Raw genomic sequence first — 19,886 nt, forward strand, 5'->3', positions numbered from 1 at the left:
AAGGATGAGGTCATGCATGTGGTTTTCGGAGCGAGTGGCAGGGCAGGCGGGGAAACGGCGCGTGCACTGATCGAGTGTGGCGAACCTGTGCGCGTCGCCGTGCGCCGCCCGGAACAGGGAGTCCCGTGGAAGGCGCTCGGCGCGCAGGTCGCAGTCGCCGACCTCGGCGATGCGGATACAGTTACTGCCGCGCTGACCGGCGCGACGGCCGCGTTCCTGCTCAACCCGCCGCCAATGGCCGGCGATCCCTTCGCACAAGCGGCAAAAACAGGCGCAGTGCTTGCTGAGGCGGTCCGGCGCGCGGGCCTGTCGAGGGCAGTCGTCCTGTCGTCGATCGGCGCGCAACACGTCTCGGGCTTTGGCGCCGTTTCCACATTGCACCGGCTGGAGACGGCGCTGACTGGAGTCGTTCCGGCGGCGACCTTCCTGCGATCCGGCTATTTCGCGGAGACCTGGACGGAGGTCGCCGATCCGGCGATAGCCGAAGGTATCCTGCCGACATTTCTCGACCCCGAGCAGAAGATCCCGATGGTGAGCACGATAGATGTCGGGGATGCGGCAGCCCGGCTCATGTGCGAAAACTGGACGGGAACGCGTATTGTCGAACTGTCCGGCCCCGAGGATTGGAGCGCGAGAGACGTGGCGACCGCCTTTGCGGACATTCTCGGTCACACCGTCCAGCCGACGCTCGTGCCGCCGGAGCGGCGTGCGGCGGTTCTGGCCGAGGCGGGGCTACCCACAGACGTCGCCGACGTACTGCTCGGTATGTATGACGGGATCGCGAATGGCCGCTTCGTGCGCCAGGACGGCAACGAGCACTGGCGCGGAAAGATCTCACTGACAACTGCGGTCGAGCGCATTGTCGCCAAGGTTCGTACGGCTGGCTGAACGCGGGATGGAGGTATCGATGCGACCGTGATGATGGCCGGAAGAAGCTCCCGCCATCAAGGCGGATCTAGCGCCATAAAGACGACCCGCAAGCTAGGGCTCAGATCCAGTTCCGGCTTGAGGATCAACCTTGTTGCCCACCGTGGGTTCGCCATAACACCCCTCGAACGGGCGGGCGGTATGTCGTTGCGGGAAAAGGTGGCCAACGGTATGGTTCCACACAGGTCCACTGTCTCGGAAGTTCATGGAGCCAATTCTCGATTTTGCCATAAACCTTCCGGAAAAAGGTTCGCGCGAACTTTTGCGATCGCTGCACCGGCAATTGCGTGCCGCGATTGTCGACGGGCGGCTTCAGGCCGGGCTTCGATTGCCGCCGACGCGTGCGCTGGCGAGGGGTCTCGGCATATCGCGCAACACCGCGATTGCCGCCTACGACATGCTTCTGAGTGAAGGCTACGTAGAGGGACGGAAGGGGGCGGGTACTTTCGTCGCCGATGTGCGCCCGCGGCTCGAGCCCCTGAAGGCTTCGCTGGGGGCCGACCCAGTCGCCGACAGGCGGCTGGCTCCCACCTGGCGCGGCTGGCGACCGCTCGCCGAAACGTGCAGCGGAGAAACCTATCGCTACGATTTCGTGGCCGGTATGCCCGATTCCGAATTTCCGTTCGATATCTGGCAGCGGCTTTCGACGCGGGCGTCGCGCGCCGTCGCCAGGAGCCCCATCAAGGAACACGATCCGGCTGGCGAACCGCCGCTGCGCCAGGCTATTGCCAGCCACATCTCATTCGTTCGCGCGGTCGCATGCCAGCCGGACGACATTGTGGTGACGGCCGGCGCAAGGCAGGCGATCGATCTCATCGCACGCATTCTGGTGACGCCCGGCGAGACCGAGGTCGCTCTTGAAGATCCGGGATATGGACCGACACGCCGGTCGTTCGTGGCGGCGGGTGCGAAGATCCTCTCCGTCCCCGTGGATGAGGAAGGGCTCTTGGTGGAGCGGTTGCCGCCGAGCACGCGTGTCATCTGCGTGACGCCCTCGCACCAGTTCCCCCTCGGCGTCGCCATGTCGGCACGCCGACGCGCAGCACTGCTCGACTTCGCCGAGAGCTTCGGTGCCGTGATCGTCGAGGACGACTACGACAGCGAGTTTCGTCACGGCGGCATGCCGCTCGACGCGCTGCAGACGCTCGACCGCTCGGGCTCGGTCTTTTATGTCGGAACGTTCTCAAAGAGCATGTTCCCCGCGCTCAGGATGGGCTTCGTCGTCGTGCCGGAATGGGCGCGCTATGCGCTCACCCTCGCCAAGCAGATGAGTGACTGGCACAGCCCGCTCATCAATCAGCTCGCGCTCGCGGACTTCATCGCCGAAGGCCATCTGGCGCGCCACGTCCGCAAGATGCGCAGGGTCTATTCGGCAAGGTATGAGGCGCTGCGCGCTGCCCTGAACAGCCATATCGGCGATCGTTTGCGCCCGTTCCGCGCCCATGCCGGTGTCCATCTCGCTGCCGAGTTGACTGTGCCCGGTGATGAACAGGCGGTCGTTGCCAGGGCAGCGACCAGGCGCATAAGGGTCGAGGATATCGCGCGCTATGCCACGCGCGACATCGTGCAGAAAGGCTTCGTATTCGGCTTCGGCATGATCGAAGTGCAGGACATAGAGCCGGCAATCGCCGAGTTGTCGGACATCGGTTTCGGTAGTTCATAAGCGGGAGTGAGGCCAGGACATCTTGGCCTTTCCGGCCGTTTGCGCTGTGATGGTCAGGCACGGGACGGCCCGCGGCGGCATCGGCTGGGTCCGAACGATCCCCACAGTCGCAAGAGGATTGCGAGCGCGAGGGCTGATGATCGATTCTGCGAACGACGGCTGAGCGGCGGGCGGGATTTTTTCGGCGACCGCGTCACAATCTCAATCCCCGGATCGTCAAGGCCAGGGATGAAGCCCATTCCCGAAGGAGAAGGAGCGAGGGCGATGGTGTTCAAGAATCGAACGGCGCGATCACGCTTCACAGCGGGCGCAGGATCGGGCGTCGAGGCGTCATACATTCGCCTCTTCGAGGAGGCGCGCCCGCGGCTCCTCGGCATCGCCTACAGAATTCTCGGCTCGCGCGCGGAAGCGGAAGATGCCGTGCAGGACACATTCCTTCGCTGGCAGGCGGCCAACATCGAGAGCATCGAATCTCCCGGTGCCTGGCTAACCACTGCCTGCACACGGCGCGCGATCGACATGCTGCGGGCCTCCTATCGCAGTCGGGTGGATTACGTGGGCACCTGGCTGCCCGAACCGGTCCAAACGTTCATTGACAGCGGCACGGTGGCGCAAATGGAGCTTTCGTCCTCTCTCTCGACCGCCTTTCTGCTGATGCTGGAGCGGCTGACGCCGAGGGAACGTGCTGCATATCTGCTCCACGAGATATTCGAGATGTCCTATGCGGACGTTGCCGCGTCGCTGGACATGAACGAGCCAGCCTGCCGAAAGCTTGTCTCCCGGGCCAAGTCGCGCATCGGGGACAATCAGGTGAGATACCAGCCGTCCGCGGAACGGCAGGAGGAACTTCTCAACGCGTTCGAGGATGCAATTCGTACCGGACAGCCCGGCTCTCTTACAACGATGCTTGCCAGCGACGTGCGCCTGACCGCTGATGGCGGCGGCAAAGTGGCCACGGTCACCGAAATCCTCGAAGGTGACATGGTGCTGGCGTTCCTCACGGAACGGCTGAGCGAATGGTGGGTGGCCTATGACTGGAGCTTCACCGACCTCAACGGATCGCGAGGGCTTGTCCTGCGTGAGGGTGAAAGGATCGTCGCCACCGTGTCCTTCGCCTACGACGCGGCGGATCGCATCAAAGACATCTTCATCGTGCGCAATCCCGCCAAGCTGGACGGGCTCGGCAAGATCAGGATTCATTGAAGCCAAAGCAAGTCTGGGCGGTGTGTCGCCACCTAGCGGCCCCTCCCTGGTTCAGGCATGGCCATTGCCGAATCATTTGTCTGATTTGTTACCGCGTGCTGCGGCCCCAGGAACGAAAAAGCTCGAGGGCACGTCACAAACACCTCTCCCCGAACGTCACGAGGGCATGGGCACGGAGCCCAGCCATCGGCGGCCAAACGCCGCAAAATTCAAGGAGATCATCATGAGCAAGAAAGCACTCTACATCAGGCACAAGGCGCAACCCGGCAAGCGTGAGGAGGTGAAGCGCATCTGGGAGAAATATGCCCGCGCCTATATCGAGGACGCCGACGGGCAGATCGCCTATGTGTACGGCTTCGATGACACCGACCCCGATGCGATCGTGGCCTATCAGCTCTACGACGGCGAGGCCGGGACGGAGGATTTCGTCAAGCAGCCCTGGTATCCGGACTATGAACGGGAGACGGCCGCTCTGCTCGCAGGACCGTCGGAGTTCCGCACGATCACGCCGCAGTGGATCAAGGGCGGCGCCGCCTGAGATGCCACTCAAGCCCGGCGGCCTGCGGCGCTCCGCTCGCCGGGCTTCCCATCATTGTCCTGGCCGTTGGAAGGGCAGATCCAAGAGTAATCGACCGCGTCTGTTCGCGTTACTGTTTGACCTCCCATGCACCCGCCGCAGCAGCGCGCCTTGCATAGTCTGAAAAGTCGATCGGCTTGCGTCCGAGCGCTTCCTGCACGCCTTGCATGACCTCGACATTACGGCCGTCGAGCACCACGGTGAAAAGCTCCACGAGCAGGTTCAGGATATCTTCGGGCGCGTAAGGCCGCATCTGCGCGATGAATTCGTCGACCGGAATCTGCCGATAGCGGATCGGCCGGCCCGCTGCCCTGGCGATCTCGTCGACGGCTTCGGCAAAGGTCAGCGCCCACGGCCCAGTCACCTCGTAGAGCCGGTTCCTGTGGCCGTCCTCGGTCAGGGCCGCGATCACGACATCGGCAATGTCGTCGGCATCGACAAAGGGTTCGGGGATCGGCTCGGCCGGCAGGGCGAGTTCTCCGGCCAGGATGCTGTCCCGGAACGCACCCTCGGAGAAGTTCTGGTTGAACCAGCTTGCCCGCACATTCGTCCAGGCAACACCGGAATCCTGCAGCGCCGCCTCGGCACGCTGCGCCCCGGGCTCGCCGCGTCCGGACAGGAGCACGACATGCGCCAAACCCTCTTCGCGCGCGAGGCGGGAGAACTCGGCTATATCCTCGTCGGCCCCGTCCACCGCAAGGTCGGGCTGATAGGTGACATAGGCTTTCGCGACACCCTTGAGCGCGGGCACCCACGTCTCGCGCCTGGTCCAGTCGAAGGGGATTGCGCCAGAGCGCGAAACAGGCCGCGTGGCGAGGCCGCGCTCTTTCAGCAGCGCGTTGACGCGGGCGCCGGTCTTGCCGCCACCGCCGACGATAAGGGTTGGCCTGTTGTCGGTCATTGTCTCCACCTGGTTCGGCTTATCACTGTCTTGCGCTGTTCGACGGACGAGCACGATCGCCAGACGTGGGCGGGTGCCCGACGACATCTGTCGGATAAAGCCAGCACGACCATCACGGGCAGTCGATGGTGCCGCAAGCCTGCCTTATGCGCATTGGGCGCGGTGCTCCTCGCCGAGGCGCTTTCCGACCTCCCGTCGGTAGCCTCGGGCAGCATCCTGACCTCCGGGACGGCTTCCGGACAGGTCCAAATCCAGTGAAGCTTGGGGAGCCAATTTTCTGCGGGCGGACAGTTTCTCAGGACGTCGATGGAGCCGGACTATGAATGACAAGCGGCGTGATAGCCTTCGCTGCATCACAAACTCCGGGTCCTTCGGCAAAAACGCTCTATCCGGCCACACGATTTGACAAGGATGTAATGGCCGTATTTATATCCGAAAATCCGATCTTTATCCCAATCAATGTTGACGTGTTTTCGCGATGAACGGCAAATTTATGGTGATCGACCCCAGCAAGGATTTCGCCAAGCTCAAGGGGCTGTCATCGCCGACGCGTCTGGACATTCTCCGACTGCTTCACGAGAACGGGCCGACGAACATCAACGTTATTGCTGAGCGGCTGTCTCTTCCCCAATCGTCCGTCTCCTCGAACGTGCGCATCCTCGAAGAGGCCGGCCTTATCGAAACCGAGACCCGCAAAGGCCGCAAGGGCAATCAAAAGCTGTGCCGCGCCGTCTATGACGAATTCGTCATCATTTTCAACAAGGGCACCGAGAGCCAGGGAAACAATGCGATCGAGGTCTCGATGCCCCTCGGGCTCTACTCGAACTGCGAAGTTACCGGCCCCTGCGGCATCTGTTCGACTGAAGGCATCATCGGGTTGCTGGACGTGCCCGCGACCTTTCTCGATCCGGAGCGGATGAAAGCCTCTCTTCTCTGGTTCACCAGCGGTTTCGTCGAGTACCAGTTTCCCAACAATACGAAAATCACCCAGTCGCCTGTCGATGCAATCGAGTTCGTGATGGAGCTCAGCTCGGAAGTGCCGGGCACCAATGCTAACTGGCCGTCGGACATCACGGTCTCCGTCAACGGGCGGGAATTGGGTGTGTGGACGTCTCCCGGCGATTTCGGCGACAAGCGCGGGACGCTGACACCTGGCTGGTGGAAGCTGAAAGGCTCGCAATACGGGATGCTGAAGAGCTGGACCGTCAACCACAGCGGCACCTATGTCGACGGCGTGAGAATATCGGACGTTACGCTGAACGAGATCGGCCTGAGCGACCATCATTCCATCCGCCTGCGGATCGAAGTGAAGCCGGATGCGCGCCATCCCGGCGGCGTGAACATCTTCGGTCGCGGTTTCGGCAACTACGATCAGGATATCGTCATGCGCATCCGTCCGCGCCACTGAAGCGGGCGGATGTGCCCCCATTGGCGTTGTTCCGGCGGAGGGTTGACCTCGCGGAGCATCGCGTCTTTAATATCAGAATTACTATTCTATATCGGCTTTTTCGATACTGATGGGGAGGAGGAATGGAGGTCCGTGCTGCCGTCCATCGCGACTTCAGGATCGCGGCCATCGATGATCGCCTGTATAGCGCGTTCATCGAGCACATGGGACGTGCCATCTATTCGGGCATCTACGAGCCCGGTCATCCGGAAGCCGATGCCGGCGGCTTCCGCAAGGACGTGCTGGCCCTCGTCCGCGACCTCGATATCCCCGCCATTCGCTATCCCGGTGGCAACTTCGTCTCCGCTTACCGTTGGGAGGACGGGATCGGTCCCGTTGAGGAGCGTCCCGTGCGCCTTGATCTCGCCTGGCGCTCGAAGGAGACGAACCGGGTCGGCATCAATGAGTTCGCTCAATGGGCACGCGAAGCCGGTATCGAGATGATGCTGGCGGTGAACCTGGGATCGCGCGGACTGGAGGATGCCCGCAATTTCGTGGAATATGTCAATCACCCGTCGGGCACCTACTGGTCCGATCTGCGCCGCGGGCACGGGATCGAGGAGCCCTACGGCGTCAGGATGTGGTGCCTCGGCAACGAAATGGACGGCCCGTGGCAGATCGGCCACAAGGAGGCGCGTGTGTACGGGCGGCTCGCCGACGAGACCGCCAAGGCGCTGCGGGCGATCACGCCCGGCGCCGAACTCGTCGTTTGCGGCAGCTCCAACGACGAGATGCCGACCTATCCGGATTGGGAACGTCAGGTGCTTGAGGAGTGCTACGAGAATGTCGACTACATCTCGCTGCACAAATATTTCGGCAACAACAGCCGCGACACGCTGAACTTCTTCGCCAAGATCGAGGAGACGGGCCGCTACATCCAGTCCGTCGCTGGCGTCATCGACTATGTCAAGGCCAGGAAGCGCGCCAAGAAGGACGTCTTCATCTGCTTCGACGAGTGGAACGTCTGGTACCACAAGCGTGCGGAGGACAAGGAGCGCATCAAACGCTGGAACTGGCCCGAGGCGCCTGAACTGCTCGAGGAGACCTACAATTTCGAGGACGCGCTCTTCGTGGCCGGACTGCTGAACGAGTTCATCCGCCGCAGCGACCGGGTGAAGATTGCCTGTATCGCGCAGCTGGTGAACGTGATCGCGCCGATCCGGGCCGAGCGCGGGGGGCCGGCCTGGCGTCAGACGATCTACTGGCCTTACCAGATGGCAAGCCTTTATGGGCGCGGCGAGGCGCTCCGCGTCGCAGTGGACGGGCCGACCTACGATTGCCGCGTTGCCGACGACGTGCCCTATCTCGACATCGCCGTCACCTACGATCGCGCGGCTGAGGTCGTCACGGTCTTTGCCGTGAACCGGCACCTTCACGAGCCGATCGACGTGAACGTGTCGCTGACCGGCTTCGACGGGCTCGGCCTCAGGATGCACAAGACCATGCAAGGCCATGACCTTTTGGAGACGAACGGCCCCGAAGCGCCGGACCGCATCAGCATGGTGCCCGGAGCGTCCGTCGCCGTAGAGGATGGCCATCTGCGCGGCAAGCTGCCCGCACTGTCCTACCATGTCGTCCGGCTGGATGTCGGGCGTCCCGGAGGGCGAAACGGCTGACTGAGCCTGGTCGAACGGGAGGTGACCGGCAGGGACCAGGTTGGAACTGGCGTAGAGGAGGAAAGCAATGACCAGCAAACACGTGAATGCCGTTGCTGCCACGGCCATCGCCACCGCCGTTTTGGCTGGTGGAACGGCGGTAGCGCCGGCACAGGAGCAGATCCGGATCGTCAGCCATCGGCAGCCGGCGCTCGAATACTACACCGGACAGATGCAGGCGGCGCTGCCTGACGGCCGGGTGACCGTCGAGCTGATGCCGATCGACCGCCAGATGGAACTCGCGTCCATCACCATGTCGTCGCAGTCGGACGCCATCGACGTTGTCTACCTGAACGACACGTCGCTCAAGCGCTTCGCGGCGAATGGCTGGCTCGAGCCGCTCGATGAGCTTTGGGAGAAATATAAGGACGAGTACAATCTCGATGACTTTCCCGCCTCGGTGATCGATTCCGTCAGCTACGACGGGCACATCTACTCAATGCCGATCATGACCAACACGGAACTTTTCTTCTACCGCTCGGATCTCTTCGAGGAAGCCGGCATCGAGCCGCCGACGACCATGGAAGAGTACATGGCCGCCGCAGCCCAGCTCGATACACCAAGGCGGGCGGGCACGATCATGTCGCTGAAGCCCGTCGACGCTGCGCTGAACGAGGCACATTGGTATATCAATGCCATCGGCGACGGCTGGTTCGACGAGGAATGGCGGCCGATCTTCAACAACGAGGCGGGCGTCGAGGCCATCACCATGATGAAGGAGATGACGCAGTACGCGCCGCGCGGCTTCACCTCGCACGCCAACGACGAGTCGACCATCAATCTGCAGCAGGGGCTTGCGGCCATGGGGCTGCAGTGGTTTACGCGCGCCGCGGCGATGGACAATCCCGAGCAATCACGCGTGGTCGATCAGATCGACTGGGTGGCCCCGCCAGGCGGTGGGGCGCGGCTGGCCAATGACGGCTTCGCGATCTCCAAGTTCTCCTCCGCCGACAAGGAAGAGATGTTCCGCATGCTTGCCGAAGCGGCGAGCGAGGAAAGCATGCGCGAGGGCGCCCGGTACGCCATGCCGCCGCGCCTTTCGGTGCTTGAGGACGAGGAACTGGCGAAGCAGTACCGGTGGTACCCGGCGGCACGCAGGGCACTCGAAACAGGCAAGGCGTTTCCCGCCATGCCCGACTTCCTGGATGTCGGCGAGATCGTGACGCGGCACATCCTGCAGGCCGTCACCGGCGAGGTCGAAGTCAAGGCGGCGCTCGACCAGGCGGCCGCCGAAACGGAAGAGCTGCTTCGCTCGCGCGACTACTACAAGTGATCGACCGTCCAGCGGCCCGCGGCCTCTTCCGGCCGCGGACCCCGCCTTTCATTGATGGAATTGCACGATGGTGCGTTGGCAAAGAGGTCTGTGGCTCTTCTTCCTGCCCAGCTTTGGACTGCTTGCAGTGGTCCTGCTCTGGCCGCTCGCCTATGCCTTCTACCTGAGCTTCTTCGACTACTATCTCGGCTCCGACGAGCGGAGCTTCGTCGGCTTCGGCAATTACGTCGCGCTCCTGACCGAGGCGCGGCTCTGGGCGTCGATGTGGACGACGATCATCATCGCCTTCGGTTCCGTCGGGCTCGAATTCGTCGTCGGTTTCGCCCTGGCCCTCGGACTTTACCGGCTGCACGGCAGCGCCAAGGTGCTTTCGGTTCTGCTGTTCCTGCCCCACATCGTCACGCCGGTGGTCGCGTCGCTTTTCCTGAAGTGGATACTCGCTTCGAATTGGGGGTTGCTCGATGCAACGCTGCTGACCTTCAACATCACGCCGCCCGACTGGCTGGGCGATCCATTCTGGGCGAAGCTCAGCGTCATCTTCGCCGATGCCTGGATATTCACGCCGCTCATCATGATGGTGCTCTATGCCGCGCTTCAGGGCCTCGACCATGCGCTGATCGAGGCGGCGCAGATCGATGGCGCAAGCAATTGGCGCATTCTGCGGCACATCATCATACCGGCCCTCATTCCGGCGATCATTTTCACCATCTCCGTGCGGCTGATGGATGTCTTCCGCTTCTTCGACATCATCTACGTCCTCACCGGTGGCGGTCCGGGCACGGCGACCGAAACGATAACCATGTACACCTATCAGCTCGGCTTCAGGATGTTGCAGGTCGGCAAGGCGTCGGCGCTCGGCGTCATCACGCTCGTGGTGGTCGCCGTGCTGCTGCTCAGCTTCAACAAGCTCCTGAACCGCATCTACAGGGCGGGTGACATATGAGGAAGACGGACAATTTCGCACGGCGGCGCCGTGAACGGCTTCTCGTGTTCTTCGCCCTGAGCATCTTCACGATACTCAATCTGGTGCCGCTCCTGTGGGCCTTGCTGACGTCGCTCAAGGATCCGGCGGACGCCTTCACCATCCCGCCGACGCTGATCTTCGAACCAACGCTCGAATACCACCGGCAGGTATGGCTTGAGAACGACTTCGTCCGCTTTCTCATGAACAGCCTGATCGTATCGGCGGGAACGGTCCTGATATCCGTGCCAGCCGGCAGTCTCGCCGCCTATGCGCTGTCGCGCATTCCAAGGCGCAGTGCCGGCCCGATACTGAGCACGCTCTTCACGATCCGCATGTTTCCACACATGCTTCTGGCGATCCCGTTCTTCGTGATGGGCAGCTATCTCCACATGATCGATACCTATCCGCTGCTCATCCTGGCTCTCGTCGCCATCAACCAGCCTTTCACGATCTGGCTGATGCACGGCTTCTTCCTGGAGATCCCGCGCGATCTGGACGAGGCGGCGGCGATCGACGGCTGCAGCAGTTGGCAGGCATTCCGGATCGTCATCCTGCCCCTGGCGCGGCCGGGCATGACGGTCGCCGCCCTGTTCAGTCTGCTGCTTTCCTACAACGAGTTTCTCTTCGCTCTCGTGCTGACCGGCGTCGATACCAAAACCCTGCCGGTGGCGATCGCCTCCTTCGGCGGTGAAGACATCACCTCCTGGTCCCTCTCGGCCGCCGGCGCCATCGGCATCATGCTTCCCATCGTCGTCATCATGCTGCTCCTGCAGCGCCATCTTGTGCGCGGCCTGACCGCCGGAGCGGTCAAGGGATGAGGACCGGCGCTGCCACACCACCCGCTCTCCGTTTGAAACGATACCGGACCCCTGACCGATGGCACCACTGAAAATCCATCACGCGATCAAGTCCTACGGCGCGGTGCGCATCCTGCACGGAATCGATGTCGAGATAGACGACGGCGAGTTCGTCGTCCTTGTCGGTCCTTCGGGCTGCGGCAAGTCGACACTTCTGCGCCTTATCGCCGGGCTGGAAGACATGACGGAGGGCGACATACTGATCGACGGCAGGGTCGTGACGCGCCTCCACCCGAAGGACCGTGACATCGCAATGGTCTTTCAGTCCTATGCCCTCTATCCGCATATGTCGGTCGCCGAGAACATGGGCTTCTCGCTCCGGATGCGTCAGGCGCGCAAGGAGGAGATCGACCGCAAGGTGCGCGAGGCCGCGGCGATCCTGGACCTGACGCCCTTGCTCGAGCGCTATCCGCGCCAGCTCTCCGGCGGCCAGCGCCAGCGCGTGGCGATGGGTCGCGCCATTGTGCGCGATCCCAAGGTTTTTCTCTTCGACGAGCCGCTTTCGAACCTGGATGCCAAGCTCCGGGTCCAGATGCGCAGCGAAATCCGCGAACTGCATAAGAAGCTGCGCACGACCACGGTTTACGTGACGCACGACCAGATCGAGGCAATGACCATGGCCGACAAGATCGTGGTGATGCGCGACGGCCATGTGGAGCAGATCGGCACGCCGCTCGACCTCTACGACGATCCGGCAAATGTCTTCGTTGCCGGCTTTCTCGGGTCGCCGGCGATGAACCTTCTGGAGGGCCGCGTGAGCGACCACGATCCGCTGGCATTTCAATTGATGAATGGCGGCACGATCCGTTTGCCACGGGCGCTGCCCGTCGAAGCGGGCCGGACGGTCATCCTCGGCCTGCGCCCTGAAGACATCGTGCTCGCGACAGGAGGCACCAAAGCGCGGGTGCAACTGGTCGAGCCAACCGGGGCGGACGTACAGGTCAACTTCGCCGTCGGCGGAAACACCGTTACCGCAGTCTTTCATGAGCGCCTCGACCTGGAGGAGGGCAGTGAGGTGGCGCTCGGCATTCCGATGGAAAAGCTTCATATCTTCAACGCCGAGACGCAGCAAAAGCTTGCCTCGTGACCGGGTCCTATCCCGAAGAGCGGGCCGGCTTCCATGCGAGCGAGCATTGTCTTGGCAAGCTCGCCTTACGGCTGACTGGCGGATGAAACGCCGCAGGCTTGACCGCACACCGGAGGCGCCGTCATCATTCACCCTTGCCGTGGTGGGGCATCATCACCGACCCGGCTGAAGCATCGCGGCCGAAGCCTTTACGTTCGCTCGGGATGCACTCGGATCGGTAAATCAGATAGAGATCGAGGCCGACACCGCCGATCAGGACAGCAAAGCCCAACGCCTCGACGAACGGATTGTAGTTCCAGAACATGACGTAGGCGATCAGGGCAGCGCCGAGTCCCGTCGCCAGCAAGGGCCAGGGTTGCCGGTGACGCGGCAGGTTGAAGGCGGTGGCGATGACCGCCAGGACGGCGGCGCCGACAATGGTTGCCGCCCACGTGCCCTCGGGAAGCGCCAGGGCAATGCCCATCAGCGACAGAAGCCCCAAAAAAGCGAGCGTGCCGTAGCAGGCGATTAGCGAAGCCGCGGCCGCCAATGCTCCCCACAATCCCCGTCCACCGATCGCCACCTGCAGGCGCCTCGGGTGGAGGCGGCTCGCAACGCGTTTGACGATGGCCGGCGTCTTCGCTTCGACCGGCCGGCGCATGACGACATCGATCGAGCGTGCGCCGAGACCTGCGGCGATGCGGCGCGTGTCGGCGCTCGGGCTTTCGGCGAAATAGTCTAATTCCGAGAGCACCTCCACATCCGCGAAGCCGGTCTCGCGGAAAAGCTCCAGATAATCCTCGTCGACCGACGCACCGACCACGCATTCGGCCCACAGCTTGGGGTCGCCGCGCCCGCCGACCGGCACCGGCCTGCCGATGACGATGTCGGCAAGTTGCACGCGTCCCTCGGGCTTCAGCACGCGGAAGATCTCGGCAAATGCCTTGCGCTTGTCGGGGACGAGATTGAGCGCGCCGTTCGAGGTGACCACGTCCACCGAATTGTCGGGCAGGGGAATGTGCTCGGCATCCGCCTCGATGGTCTCGACATTCTCGATCCCGCCCTCGTCCAGCGTTTCCGCTAAGCGGGCCAGCATGGCGGGCGTGATATCGAGCGCATAGACCTTGCCGCCTTCCCCGACAAGCCGGCTGGCGATCAGCGTGTCGGTTCCCGAGCCCGAGCCGATGTCGAGCACCGTATCCCCCGGCCTGATGACGCTGGCGCGGAAGGGATAACCGACGCCGACGAAGCGATCCACGACAGCCTGCGGGAGGCGGTCGAGTTCTTCTTCGGCATAGCCAAGGGCGCGCGCGGCCGGACGGCCGACGGGGAAATGGAAGCCCTGGTGCGGATCGTCCGCCACACTGCCATACATGGCTTGCACGGCCATTCTGATCTGTTCTTTCGAGAATCCCAGGATCGCAACCATATCGCCCTCCGGTTCTTCTTCGAGCCTCGGCGCCGTGTCCCTTGATGTGTTCAGTAGTGCTCGACGATCGCCCGGACGCGTCGGCGCAGGGATTCGGGTGCCTTTACCTTGCCGGTCTCGTTGACGCGCGCGCGCAGCTTCCGCTCGAACTCCGCCCGCGTGAAGCAGGCCCGGCAGGTTTCCATGTGGCGGGCAAGCGCCTCGTCGGTCTCCGCATCCAACTCGCGGTCGAGATATTCGAGGAGCTTGTCGATCACCTCCTCGCAGCGCAGGTCCTGCGTCATCGGGAACCCCCTTTCGCATTGCAGGTCGCTATGCCCGCTTCGCCCGCCTGATGCCACAGGGCCGCCTGTAAAAGGCTGCGGCCGCGGGCGAGCCTGGAACGCACCGTGCCGACGGGAATATCGAGAGTCTCTGCCGTTTCGGCATAGCTGAGACCCCACAGCTCAACCATGATCACCACCAGCCGGAATTCCTCCGGAAGCTCTTCCACCGCGCTTTCGATGTCTTCGCGCAGGAGCTTGTCCAGAAGCTCCTGCTCCGGATTGCCCCACCACAGGAGGAAGGGCTGATGTACCTTCTCGAACAGGGAAAAGCCGTCCTGCCCGCATTGCGTTTCGCGCGGCCGCGCCTGCCGCTTGCGGCGCTCGCTGATGAAGCCGTTGACGAGGATGCGGAAAACCCATTTCTCGAAAGCCTGCCGATCCTTGAGCTTGGGAAGCGTGGCCCAGGCCTTGGCGAGTGTCTCGGCGACCAGGTCCTCGGCATCGGTGCGGTTGCGCGTTAGTCGCAGGGCGGTTCCGTAGAGCCGGTCCAGGAGACGCTCCACTTCCGCCTCGAAGAAGGCTTGAGGCGGACACTCTGACTGCTTCTTACGGGCTTCGTTCATCGCTCCGTTGCCCAAGGCCGAGGCCGCCGCCGGTCCCGGCTGTTCCCGCCACTTTATGCCCTGGCGGCCGAATGCGATACGCTTTTCACGCCGCATTCCGGCTGGCCCAAGTGGACTGCTTCTTCTTCAGGGCGGCGGGATCGGCGCGTTCCTCGCCAACCTGCCGCCGCGTGGCTGCTTCGCGTTCCCTGCTCAGAAGCTCAAGGTCGCAGCGCCCGCCTTGATGCGCTCGTGCATGGGGCTTGCGCCTGTAACGATGACGCCGTCGATCAGGTCCTCCTCGGTGTAGCCGCGCGCCTTCACGCAAGGCGTGCAGGCCCACAGCGTGCCGCCGCGTTCGAGAAAGTCGCTGATGAGCGAAGGAAGCGGCTCCAGCGGTTCCACATGGGTCATGTCGACCGCGCGCTTGCGCACCAGATCGACGGCGGCACTGGTCAGGAACACCGACACCTTGAGGCCGGCCGTCATCCCGCCATTGGCGATGGTGAAGGCGACGGACGAAACCTCGTGGTCGGCGCCGTGGGTCATCAGCACGACGAGTTCTTCGGTCGGATTGGCCATCGTTTTCCTCCTTGTGATCCTTGCTTGAAGTTGCGGTCTTTGCGTCTGCGGGGCGTTCCCGGGATTTCATTTTAGATACCGGCCCTGGCTGAGGCCCGTCTTTGCAATCGGGGAAGCAAGGTTTGGCGATATGCGCATAGCGATCAGTGCCTGCCTTCGCGTGAGAAGGCCCGCAGGCGCGATGGGGGCAAAAATAGCGAGCCGCGCTTGTTGGTTTTCCCCGTCTTTTCAGGACGCGCGGCGGTATGCGACGGGCTACCACCGCCGGCCCCAGATGTCCTGCGTGATCGCCTCGTACCAGCCGGCGGCGTAGCGGGCCTCGGCACGGCGGAAGGCCGAATCGGCATCGGCGGGGCTCAGGCCCCCGGCGCCCGGCACTTCCGCGATCTCGCCGTCGGCCAACCTGTAGTGACCGGCCACAGAGATGCCGTAGTCGGGCGAAAGCAGGCTATAGCAGGTGTTGGTCCAGACGGGCGGCGGCGGCGCACGACCGTCGAGCATGGCGGCGATCGCCGCGGCGACCACCTTGCCCTGGGCACTGGCGGAGAAGCCGGACTTCGGCATGGGCGCGGCCACCGTGGCGTCGCCCACCACGTGAATGTCGGGGACGGCACGCGACTGGAAGGTCTCGGGCTCGATCGGCACCCAGCCGGACTCGTCCGTCACCCCGGCGCGCTCGGCGATCAGGCCGGCCTTCTGCGGCGGGACGACGTTGAGCACGTCGGCGCGGTGGCGGCCGCCGAACTCGGTCTCAACCTCGCGCCTTTCGGCGTCGACGCGGATCACCCGGCCGTCGTCGGACTGGCTCACCCACTCGATCATGTCACCGTAGAGCTCTTTCCAGCCGGCGGTGAACAGGCCCTGCTTGGAGAAGGCGTTCTTGGCGTCGAGGATGAGGATCTTGGAGCGTGGCTTGGCGCGCTTGAAGTAGTTGGCGACGAGGCTCGCGCGCTCGTAGGGCCCGGGCGGGCAGCGGAAGGGATTGGATGGCGCGACCAGCACGAAAACACCGCCGTCTTCCATCGCCTCGAGCCGACGCCTGAGAAGGCGGGTTTGGGCACCGGCCTTCCAGGCATGCGGCGCCTCCTCGGTGGCGGTCGCGTCATAGCCTTCGATGGCGTCCCAGCGCATGTCGATGCCGGGCGACAGCACCAGTTTGTCGTAGGCGAGTTCCGCGCCGCCGGCGAGCCGCACCCGATGTGCCGCGCCGTCGACGTCTCCTGCCATATCGCGGATCACTTCCACCCCGAGGGCGCGGAGTTCGTCGAAACCGTGGCCGATCGCGCCGAAGTCGCGCAAGCCTGCAAGATAGAGATTGGAGAACGGGCAGGTGTAGAAGCGCTCCGCCGGCTCCACCAGCGTGACGGCGATACCGGGGTCGTGCTGCTTGAGATACTTCGCCGTGGTGGCGCCGCCGAAGCCGCCGCCGACGATGACCACCCGGCCGGCCTGGGCGCGGGCGACGCCGGGAAGGCCGAGCGAAGCAGCCGCGGCCGAGGCGGCGCCGAGCAGGGACAGGGTCTCGCGTCGCGTCTTCATTGCTCTTCCTCCGCCGTCAGGTTCGCGAAGTAGCGCGCGAGCGCCTCGAGTTCGTCGTCGCTGTATCCGGCGGCGATGCGCGACATGATGGTGGCGTCGGGATCATCGCCTGCCTTGAAGGCAGAAAGCTTGGCCGTCAGCACCGCGCGGGGTGTGCCCGCCAGCGGCGGTATGGCGCCCGGTGAGCGGCCCTCGGTGCCATGGCAGCTTGCGCAGCCCGCCGCCAGCGCAGACACCGTATCCCGGTCCGTGGCGGACGCGGGGAAGCCGCAGGCCAGGAGAAGACCGAGCCCGGCCGCCGCCGATCGCCTTATGCACATGGGTCCCGTCTCCCTCACCTGCGCTGCGATCAACGCGCCTGTTGCAGCGTCGCCTCGAAGAGCTCGGCAAAGGCGGGCTTCCCCTTTTTTACCGCCGCCTCCAGATTGGGGTCGGGATTGAGTTCCGTCATGAAGTCCAGGTCCAGTCTGGACATGCGCGACTGGCCGTCCTCCTCGTAGAAGGCGAGGTGGCCGCAGGGCATCATCGCCATGACGTGCCAGCCCGCCGCCACGATGTCCGGGCCGAGCGGCGCGTAACAGATCTTGACCGCCGTCACCTTGCCACCGGCCAGGCCGAACTCGGCCATGTAGAGCCAGTCGTCATGGGATTCGGCATGGTCGCGGATCGCGGCCACGGCCTCGTCCGGGCTCTGTGTAAGGTCGCTCACGATAAAGGGGCCGCTCTCCTGTGCCGTTGCCTGCCCCAGAGAAAGCGCCAGAGCGCCCGCTGCGGTCATGCCAAGAAACCGTTTCACCTCTTTTCTCCTCCTACTGGTTGTTGAAACCTGGTCGTCGTGCGGTGCTGCCGCCGAGGCCTGTTTGCTGTCTCGGGGCATAGCTGCTTTGTCGAAGGTGTGTCTTGGCGTTTCGGGAAGGCAGGCTTCGCGATTTGTGCAGGGTACCTGAGTGCGGCCCGGGAACTTTTTCGACGGCGTTGCGTCCTTTGCCGCCAACAGCCGAACAAAGAGGAGGAGCAGGACATGACCGAAATCTTTGCCGCGCGCCCGTGCCAACCGGCAATGCGGCTGCCGGCAACCCACCGCTCTCCCGCACTATGGAACGGGACGATCGAGACCCGTTGCGACCGGCCGGAGGCGCTCTGGATCAGAGAGCGGACGCTCGCCGACGCCGTCGTGGCGGAGATCGAATCCCCACCCGTCACGGTGACGCAAGATGGCTCGGCCGGGGACAACCCTCATCGCTTCCATGTGGTTCTTCTGCTCAAAGGATACGGCATCTACCGCTGGGCGGGCGGCACTGCCACGCAGCGACCCGGCGACGTCATGCTGGTGGACATTGCGGAGCCGTCCCAGGTGGTCTCTCCGGTCGATTGCCGACTCCTGAGATGGAGCTTTCCCGAGGCGCTTATCGCGCCCTTCCTGCCGGTGCGCGATGTCTGTCCCGCGCTGCTTCTTCCCGCCGGCAAGGGGCTGATGAAGGTGGTCGCGGAGCATGCCTGGCAGCTTGCACGCGAAGCAGATCAGCTCGATCGCAGCGTCCAGCAAGGTCTGCTTACGCATCTGTGCGGCCTTGTCGGCCTCGCCATCGAAACGGAGAGAAAATCGCGCCCGGCCCGACGCCACAACTACCGCGCTCATCAGCGCCAGAGGGTCCTCGCCTATATCGAGGCCCATCTGTGCGATCCGCATTGCACGGCGAAGCGCGCGGCGCACGATCTCGGGATGTCGACACGCTGGCTGTACTCGCTGCTCGAGGACATGGCGGATGGCTTTGCCGATCTCGTCGCCCGTCGCCGCCTGGAGAAAAGCCTGACGCTCCTCCAAGACCCGGCTTCGGATCACCTGTCGATCGCCGAGATCGCCTTTCTCTCGGGCTTCAACGACCTGTCGACCTTCTATCGCCGCTTCGGCGAGCACTACGGCATGACACCTGGAGAGGCACGGCGCCGGAAGTCGCTGCCGGCCGGTGATATGCCGCGGGTCGAAGGCTCGGGAACGTCGCAATTTCTGGATGCGGCCGAATGATCCCGGGCTGCGGGACTTGATGAACTTGGTGCGCTGGCAATGGGTTCGATGCTGCTTTCCACTGCGTAGACGCAGGAAAGCCAAAACGTCGACGATGCTCCGGCGCACGATCATTCGCCGGGCATGGGAAGGGTGCCGAGGCCGGCTTTCGTGAAGAAGTCGGGGTCCACGCTGGTTGTTGAAGAGCAACGAGACCGCGCTTCAATCAGGCGAAATCACTGTCGGAGAAAACGGGGCAGAAGCCGTCGAAACGCTCGCTGTGGAGCAGGTCCCTTCCAGCACCTGGCACCGTGAAGAGTGATGATGTTGCTCATTCGGTCCATGGTCAGCCGCCAAAGCGACTAAAAGGTGATGCTTGTCAGGACAACGTACAGAAGCGTCCCGATCACACCCCCAGCTATTAGAATGAGCAGCCAAACGGTCGGGTCGGCATTCAGCCGGGAAAGATATCTCATGCTGCGGCATCCTTACGCGCGGCGGGGATCAACGGGAATCGAAAGCGGCCAGAAGTTCGGCCTCATGGCCGCGCCGTACAGGAATTCCTGACCAACGGGGCGGCAACGTCGGCTGGCGTCAGGTGCTGCTGGTGATACTATTGCAAAGCATGACGCCCTCCTTCATGTCGGGGCAAGGGGTGCGATGGTCACCCTCAATCGGCAGCGCCCTGAATGAAGCTGTCGACGATGCTGACTTTATCAGCATTCGCAGGCCGGCACGAGGATATTCACTGCCTAAATAACGATATATGACTCGCTGTATTGTATCCGCGCTAACGGAAGGTTTCGCACGCGACCGGGCGCGCTTTTGTGGCCGTTGCCGCGAGCCTGAGACCGTACTGCAAGGAGCTGACCAATCCGATCCGCGATCCGTCGCGTTGCTCGCGGAGCCGAAGGGCGCGAATGGCTTCAG

Annotated in this window: 19 protein-coding genes; 11 read left to right on the forward strand and 8 right to left on the reverse strand. The window is 63.5% G+C overall.

Annotated elements, in window-relative coordinates; translation table 11 throughout:
* Positions 1-12: 12 nt before the first annotated feature.
* The 4 genes from SIN08_RS19880 to SIN08_RS19895 all read left to right on the forward strand — a co-directional run bounded on the left by SIN08_RS19880 (position 13) and on the right by SIN08_RS19895 (position 4,331).
* Entirely contained in the window at positions 13-888 is an 876-nt protein-coding gene (locus tag SIN08_RS19880; protein WP_322453353.1) for an NmrA family NAD(P)-binding protein, read from the forward strand.
* Between the two features lie 244 nt (positions 889-1,132).
* Positions 1,133-2,590: a PLP-dependent aminotransferase family protein gene (locus SIN08_RS19885; protein ID WP_322453354.1), complete on the forward strand. Its 1,458-nt coding sequence runs from the start codon at positions 1,133-1,135 to the stop codon at positions 2,588-2,590.
* Between the two features lie 264 nt (positions 2,591-2,854).
* Complete coding sequence (locus SIN08_RS19890; RefSeq protein ID WP_322453355.1) at positions 2,855-3,793, forward strand: sigma-70 family RNA polymerase sigma factor; 939 nt, start codon at positions 2,855-2,857, stop codon at positions 3,791-3,793.
* Positions 3,794-4,016: 223 nt separating this feature from the next.
* A complete protein-coding gene (locus SIN08_RS19895; protein ID WP_322453356.1) occupies positions 4,017-4,331 on the forward strand; it encodes a putative quinol monooxygenase in 315 nt (104 codons plus the stop codon).
* A gap of 109 nt (positions 4,332-4,440) precedes the next feature.
* Here SIN08_RS19895 and SIN08_RS19900 read toward each other — a convergent pair whose 3' ends face one another.
* Entirely contained in the window at positions 4,441-5,271 is an 831-nt protein-coding gene (locus tag SIN08_RS19900; RefSeq protein ID WP_322453357.1) for an NmrA family transcriptional regulator, read from the reverse strand.
* Positions 5,272-5,749: 478 nt separating this feature from the next.
* Here SIN08_RS19900 and SIN08_RS19905 point away from each other — a divergent pair, with 478 nt between their 5' ends.
* The 6 genes from SIN08_RS19905 to SIN08_RS19930 all read left to right on the forward strand — a co-directional run bounded on the left by SIN08_RS19905 (position 5,750) and on the right by SIN08_RS19930 (position 12,554).
* On the forward strand, positions 5,750-6,679 hold the full coding sequence (locus SIN08_RS19905; protein WP_322453358.1) for an ArsR/SmtB family transcription factor: 930 nt from the start codon (positions 5,750-5,752) through the stop codon (positions 6,677-6,679).
* 122 nt (positions 6,680-6,801) lie between these two features.
* The gene (locus SIN08_RS19910; protein ID WP_322453359.1) at positions 6,802-8,334 is read left to right on the forward strand and encodes an alpha-N-arabinofuranosidase; all 1,533 of its coding nucleotides are present in this window, start codon (positions 6,802-6,804) and stop codon (positions 8,332-8,334) included.
* A gap of 67 nt (positions 8,335-8,401) precedes the next feature.
* Complete coding sequence (locus tag SIN08_RS19915) at positions 8,402-9,646, forward strand: extracellular solute-binding protein (RefSeq protein WP_322453360.1); 1,245 nt, start codon at positions 8,402-8,404, stop codon at positions 9,644-9,646.
* 67 nt (positions 9,647-9,713) lie between these two features.
* Positions 9,714-10,589 (forward strand): sugar ABC transporter permease, encoded by an 876-nt coding sequence (locus tag SIN08_RS19920; protein ID WP_322453361.1) that lies wholly within the window; start codon positions 9,714-9,716, stop codon positions 10,587-10,589.
* Positions 10,586-11,428, forward strand: a complete 843-nt coding sequence (locus SIN08_RS19925; RefSeq protein ID WP_322453362.1) for a carbohydrate ABC transporter permease — start codon at positions 10,586-10,588, stop codon at positions 11,426-11,428. Before SIN08_RS19920 ends, SIN08_RS19925 begins: the two co-directional genes overlap by 4 nt.
* A 58-nt stretch (positions 11,429-11,486) precedes the next feature.
* Positions 11,487-12,554, forward strand: coding sequence for a sn-glycerol-3-phosphate ABC transporter ATP-binding protein UgpC (locus SIN08_RS19930; protein WP_322453363.1), 1,068 nt, complete (start codon positions 11,487-11,489; stop codon positions 12,552-12,554).
* A gap of 124 nt (positions 12,555-12,678) precedes the next feature.
* On the opposite strand, the gene SIN08_RS19935 is transcribed toward SIN08_RS19930, so the two are convergent.
* The 7 genes from SIN08_RS19935 to SIN08_RS19965 all read right to left on the reverse strand — a co-directional run bounded on the left by SIN08_RS19935 (position 12,679) and on the right by SIN08_RS19965 (position 17,747).
* Positions 12,679-13,962, reverse strand: coding sequence for a MerC family mercury resistance protein (locus SIN08_RS19935; protein ID WP_322453364.1), 1,284 nt, complete (start codon positions 13,960-13,962; stop codon positions 12,679-12,681).
* 50 nt (positions 13,963-14,012) lie between these two features.
* Positions 14,013-14,246: a zf-HC2 domain-containing protein gene (locus SIN08_RS19940; RefSeq protein WP_322453365.1), complete on the reverse strand. Its 234-nt coding sequence runs from the start codon at positions 14,244-14,246 to the stop codon at positions 14,013-14,015.
* A complete protein-coding gene (locus SIN08_RS19945; protein WP_322453366.1) occupies positions 14,243-14,851 on the reverse strand; it encodes a sigma-70 family RNA polymerase sigma factor in 609 nt (202 codons plus the stop codon). The genes SIN08_RS19940 and SIN08_RS19945 overlap by 4 nt, the downstream gene beginning before the upstream one ends.
* 192 nt (positions 14,852-15,043) lie before the next feature.
* Positions 15,044-15,412 (reverse strand): DsrE family protein, encoded by a 369-nt coding sequence (locus SIN08_RS19950; protein WP_322453367.1) that lies wholly within the window; start codon positions 15,410-15,412, stop codon positions 15,044-15,046.
* Between the two features lie 255 nt (positions 15,413-15,667).
* On the reverse strand, positions 15,668-16,951 hold the full coding sequence (locus SIN08_RS19955) for an NAD(P)/FAD-dependent oxidoreductase (protein WP_322453368.1): 1,284 nt from the start codon (positions 16,949-16,951) through the stop codon (positions 15,668-15,670).
* Positions 16,948-17,271, reverse strand: a complete 324-nt coding sequence (locus SIN08_RS19960; RefSeq protein WP_322453369.1) for a c-type cytochrome — start codon at positions 17,269-17,271, stop codon at positions 16,948-16,950. The genes SIN08_RS19955 and SIN08_RS19960 overlap by 4 nt, the downstream gene beginning before the upstream one ends.
* A gap of 29 nt (positions 17,272-17,300) precedes the next feature.
* Positions 17,301-17,747, reverse strand: coding sequence for a hypothetical protein (locus SIN08_RS19965; protein ID WP_322453370.1), 447 nt, complete (start codon positions 17,745-17,747; stop codon positions 17,301-17,303).
* A gap of 225 nt (positions 17,748-17,972) precedes the next feature.
* On the opposite strand from SIN08_RS19965, the gene SIN08_RS19970 reads away from it, so the two are divergent.
* Positions 17,973-18,977 (forward strand): helix-turn-helix domain-containing protein, encoded by a 1,005-nt coding sequence (locus tag SIN08_RS19970; protein WP_322453371.1) that lies wholly within the window; start codon positions 17,973-17,975, stop codon positions 18,975-18,977.
* The last annotated feature ends 909 nt before the right edge of the window (positions 18,978-19,886 follow it).

The organism is Chelativorans sp. M5D2P16 (genome assembly GCF_034427935.1).
In the GTDB taxonomy this organism is placed as follows: domain Bacteria; phylum Pseudomonadota; class Alphaproteobacteria; order Rhizobiales; family Rhizobiaceae; genus Chelativorans.

What these genes read in the sequence shown, in the direction of transcription:
- SIN08_RS19885 (WP_322453354.1), top strand. Translation starts at nt 1,133, where the DNA reads ATGGAGCCAATTCTCGATTTTGCCATAAACCTTCCGGAAAAAGGTTCG.
- SIN08_RS19950 (WP_322453367.1), bottom strand. Translation starts at nt 15,412, where the DNA reads ATGGCCAATCCGACCGAAGAACTCGTCGTGCTGATGACCCACGGCGCC.
- SIN08_RS19930 (WP_322453363.1), top strand. Translation starts at nt 11,487, where the DNA reads ATGGCACCACTGAAAATCCATCACGCGATCAAGTCCTACGGCGCGGTG.
- SIN08_RS19940 (WP_322453365.1), bottom strand. Translation starts at nt 14,246, where the DNA reads ATGACGCAGGACCTGCGCTGCGAGGAGGTGATCGACAAGCTCCTCGAA.
- SIN08_RS19890 (WP_322453355.1), top strand. Translation starts at nt 2,855, where the DNA reads ATGGTGTTCAAGAATCGAACGGCGCGATCACGCTTCACAGCGGGCGCA.
- SIN08_RS19880 (WP_322453353.1), top strand. Translation starts at nt 13, where the DNA reads ATGCATGTGGTTTTCGGAGCGAGTGGCAGGGCAGGCGGGGAAACGGCG.
- SIN08_RS19900 (WP_322453357.1), bottom strand. Translation starts at nt 5,271, where the DNA reads ATGACCGACAACAGGCCAACCCTTATCGTCGGCGGTGGCGGCAAGACC.
- SIN08_RS19895 (WP_322453356.1), top strand. Translation starts at nt 4,017, where the DNA reads ATGAGCAAGAAAGCACTCTACATCAGGCACAAGGCGCAACCCGGCAAG.
- SIN08_RS19970 (WP_322453371.1), top strand. Translation starts at nt 17,973, where the DNA reads ATGACCGAAATCTTTGCCGCGCGCCCGTGCCAACCGGCAATGCGGCTG.
- SIN08_RS19915 (WP_322453360.1), top strand. Translation starts at nt 8,402, where the DNA reads ATGACCAGCAAACACGTGAATGCCGTTGCTGCCACGGCCATCGCCACC.
- SIN08_RS19955 (WP_322453368.1), bottom strand. Translation starts at nt 16,951, where the DNA reads ATGAAGACGCGACGCGAGACCCTGTCCCTGCTCGGCGCCGCCTCGGCC.
- SIN08_RS19905 (WP_322453358.1), top strand. Translation starts at nt 5,750, where the DNA reads ATGAACGGCAAATTTATGGTGATCGACCCCAGCAAGGATTTCGCCAAG.
- SIN08_RS19945 (WP_322453366.1), bottom strand. Translation starts at nt 14,851, where the DNA reads ATGAACGAAGCCCGTAAGAAGCAGTCAGAGTGTCCGCCTCAAGCCTTC.
- SIN08_RS19935 (WP_322453364.1), bottom strand. Translation starts at nt 13,962, where the DNA reads ATGGTTGCGATCCTGGGATTCTCGAAAGAACAGATCAGAATGGCCGTG.
- SIN08_RS19925 (WP_322453362.1), top strand. Translation starts at nt 10,586, where the DNA reads ATGAGGAAGACGGACAATTTCGCACGGCGGCGCCGTGAACGGCTTCTC.
- SIN08_RS19960 (WP_322453369.1), bottom strand. Translation starts at nt 17,271, where the DNA reads ATGTGCATAAGGCGATCGGCGGCGGCCGGGCTCGGTCTTCTCCTGGCC.
- SIN08_RS19920 (WP_322453361.1), top strand. Translation starts at nt 9,714, where the DNA reads ATGGTGCGTTGGCAAAGAGGTCTGTGGCTCTTCTTCCTGCCCAGCTTT.
- SIN08_RS19910 (WP_322453359.1), top strand. Translation starts at nt 6,802, where the DNA reads ATGGAGGTCCGTGCTGCCGTCCATCGCGACTTCAGGATCGCGGCCATC.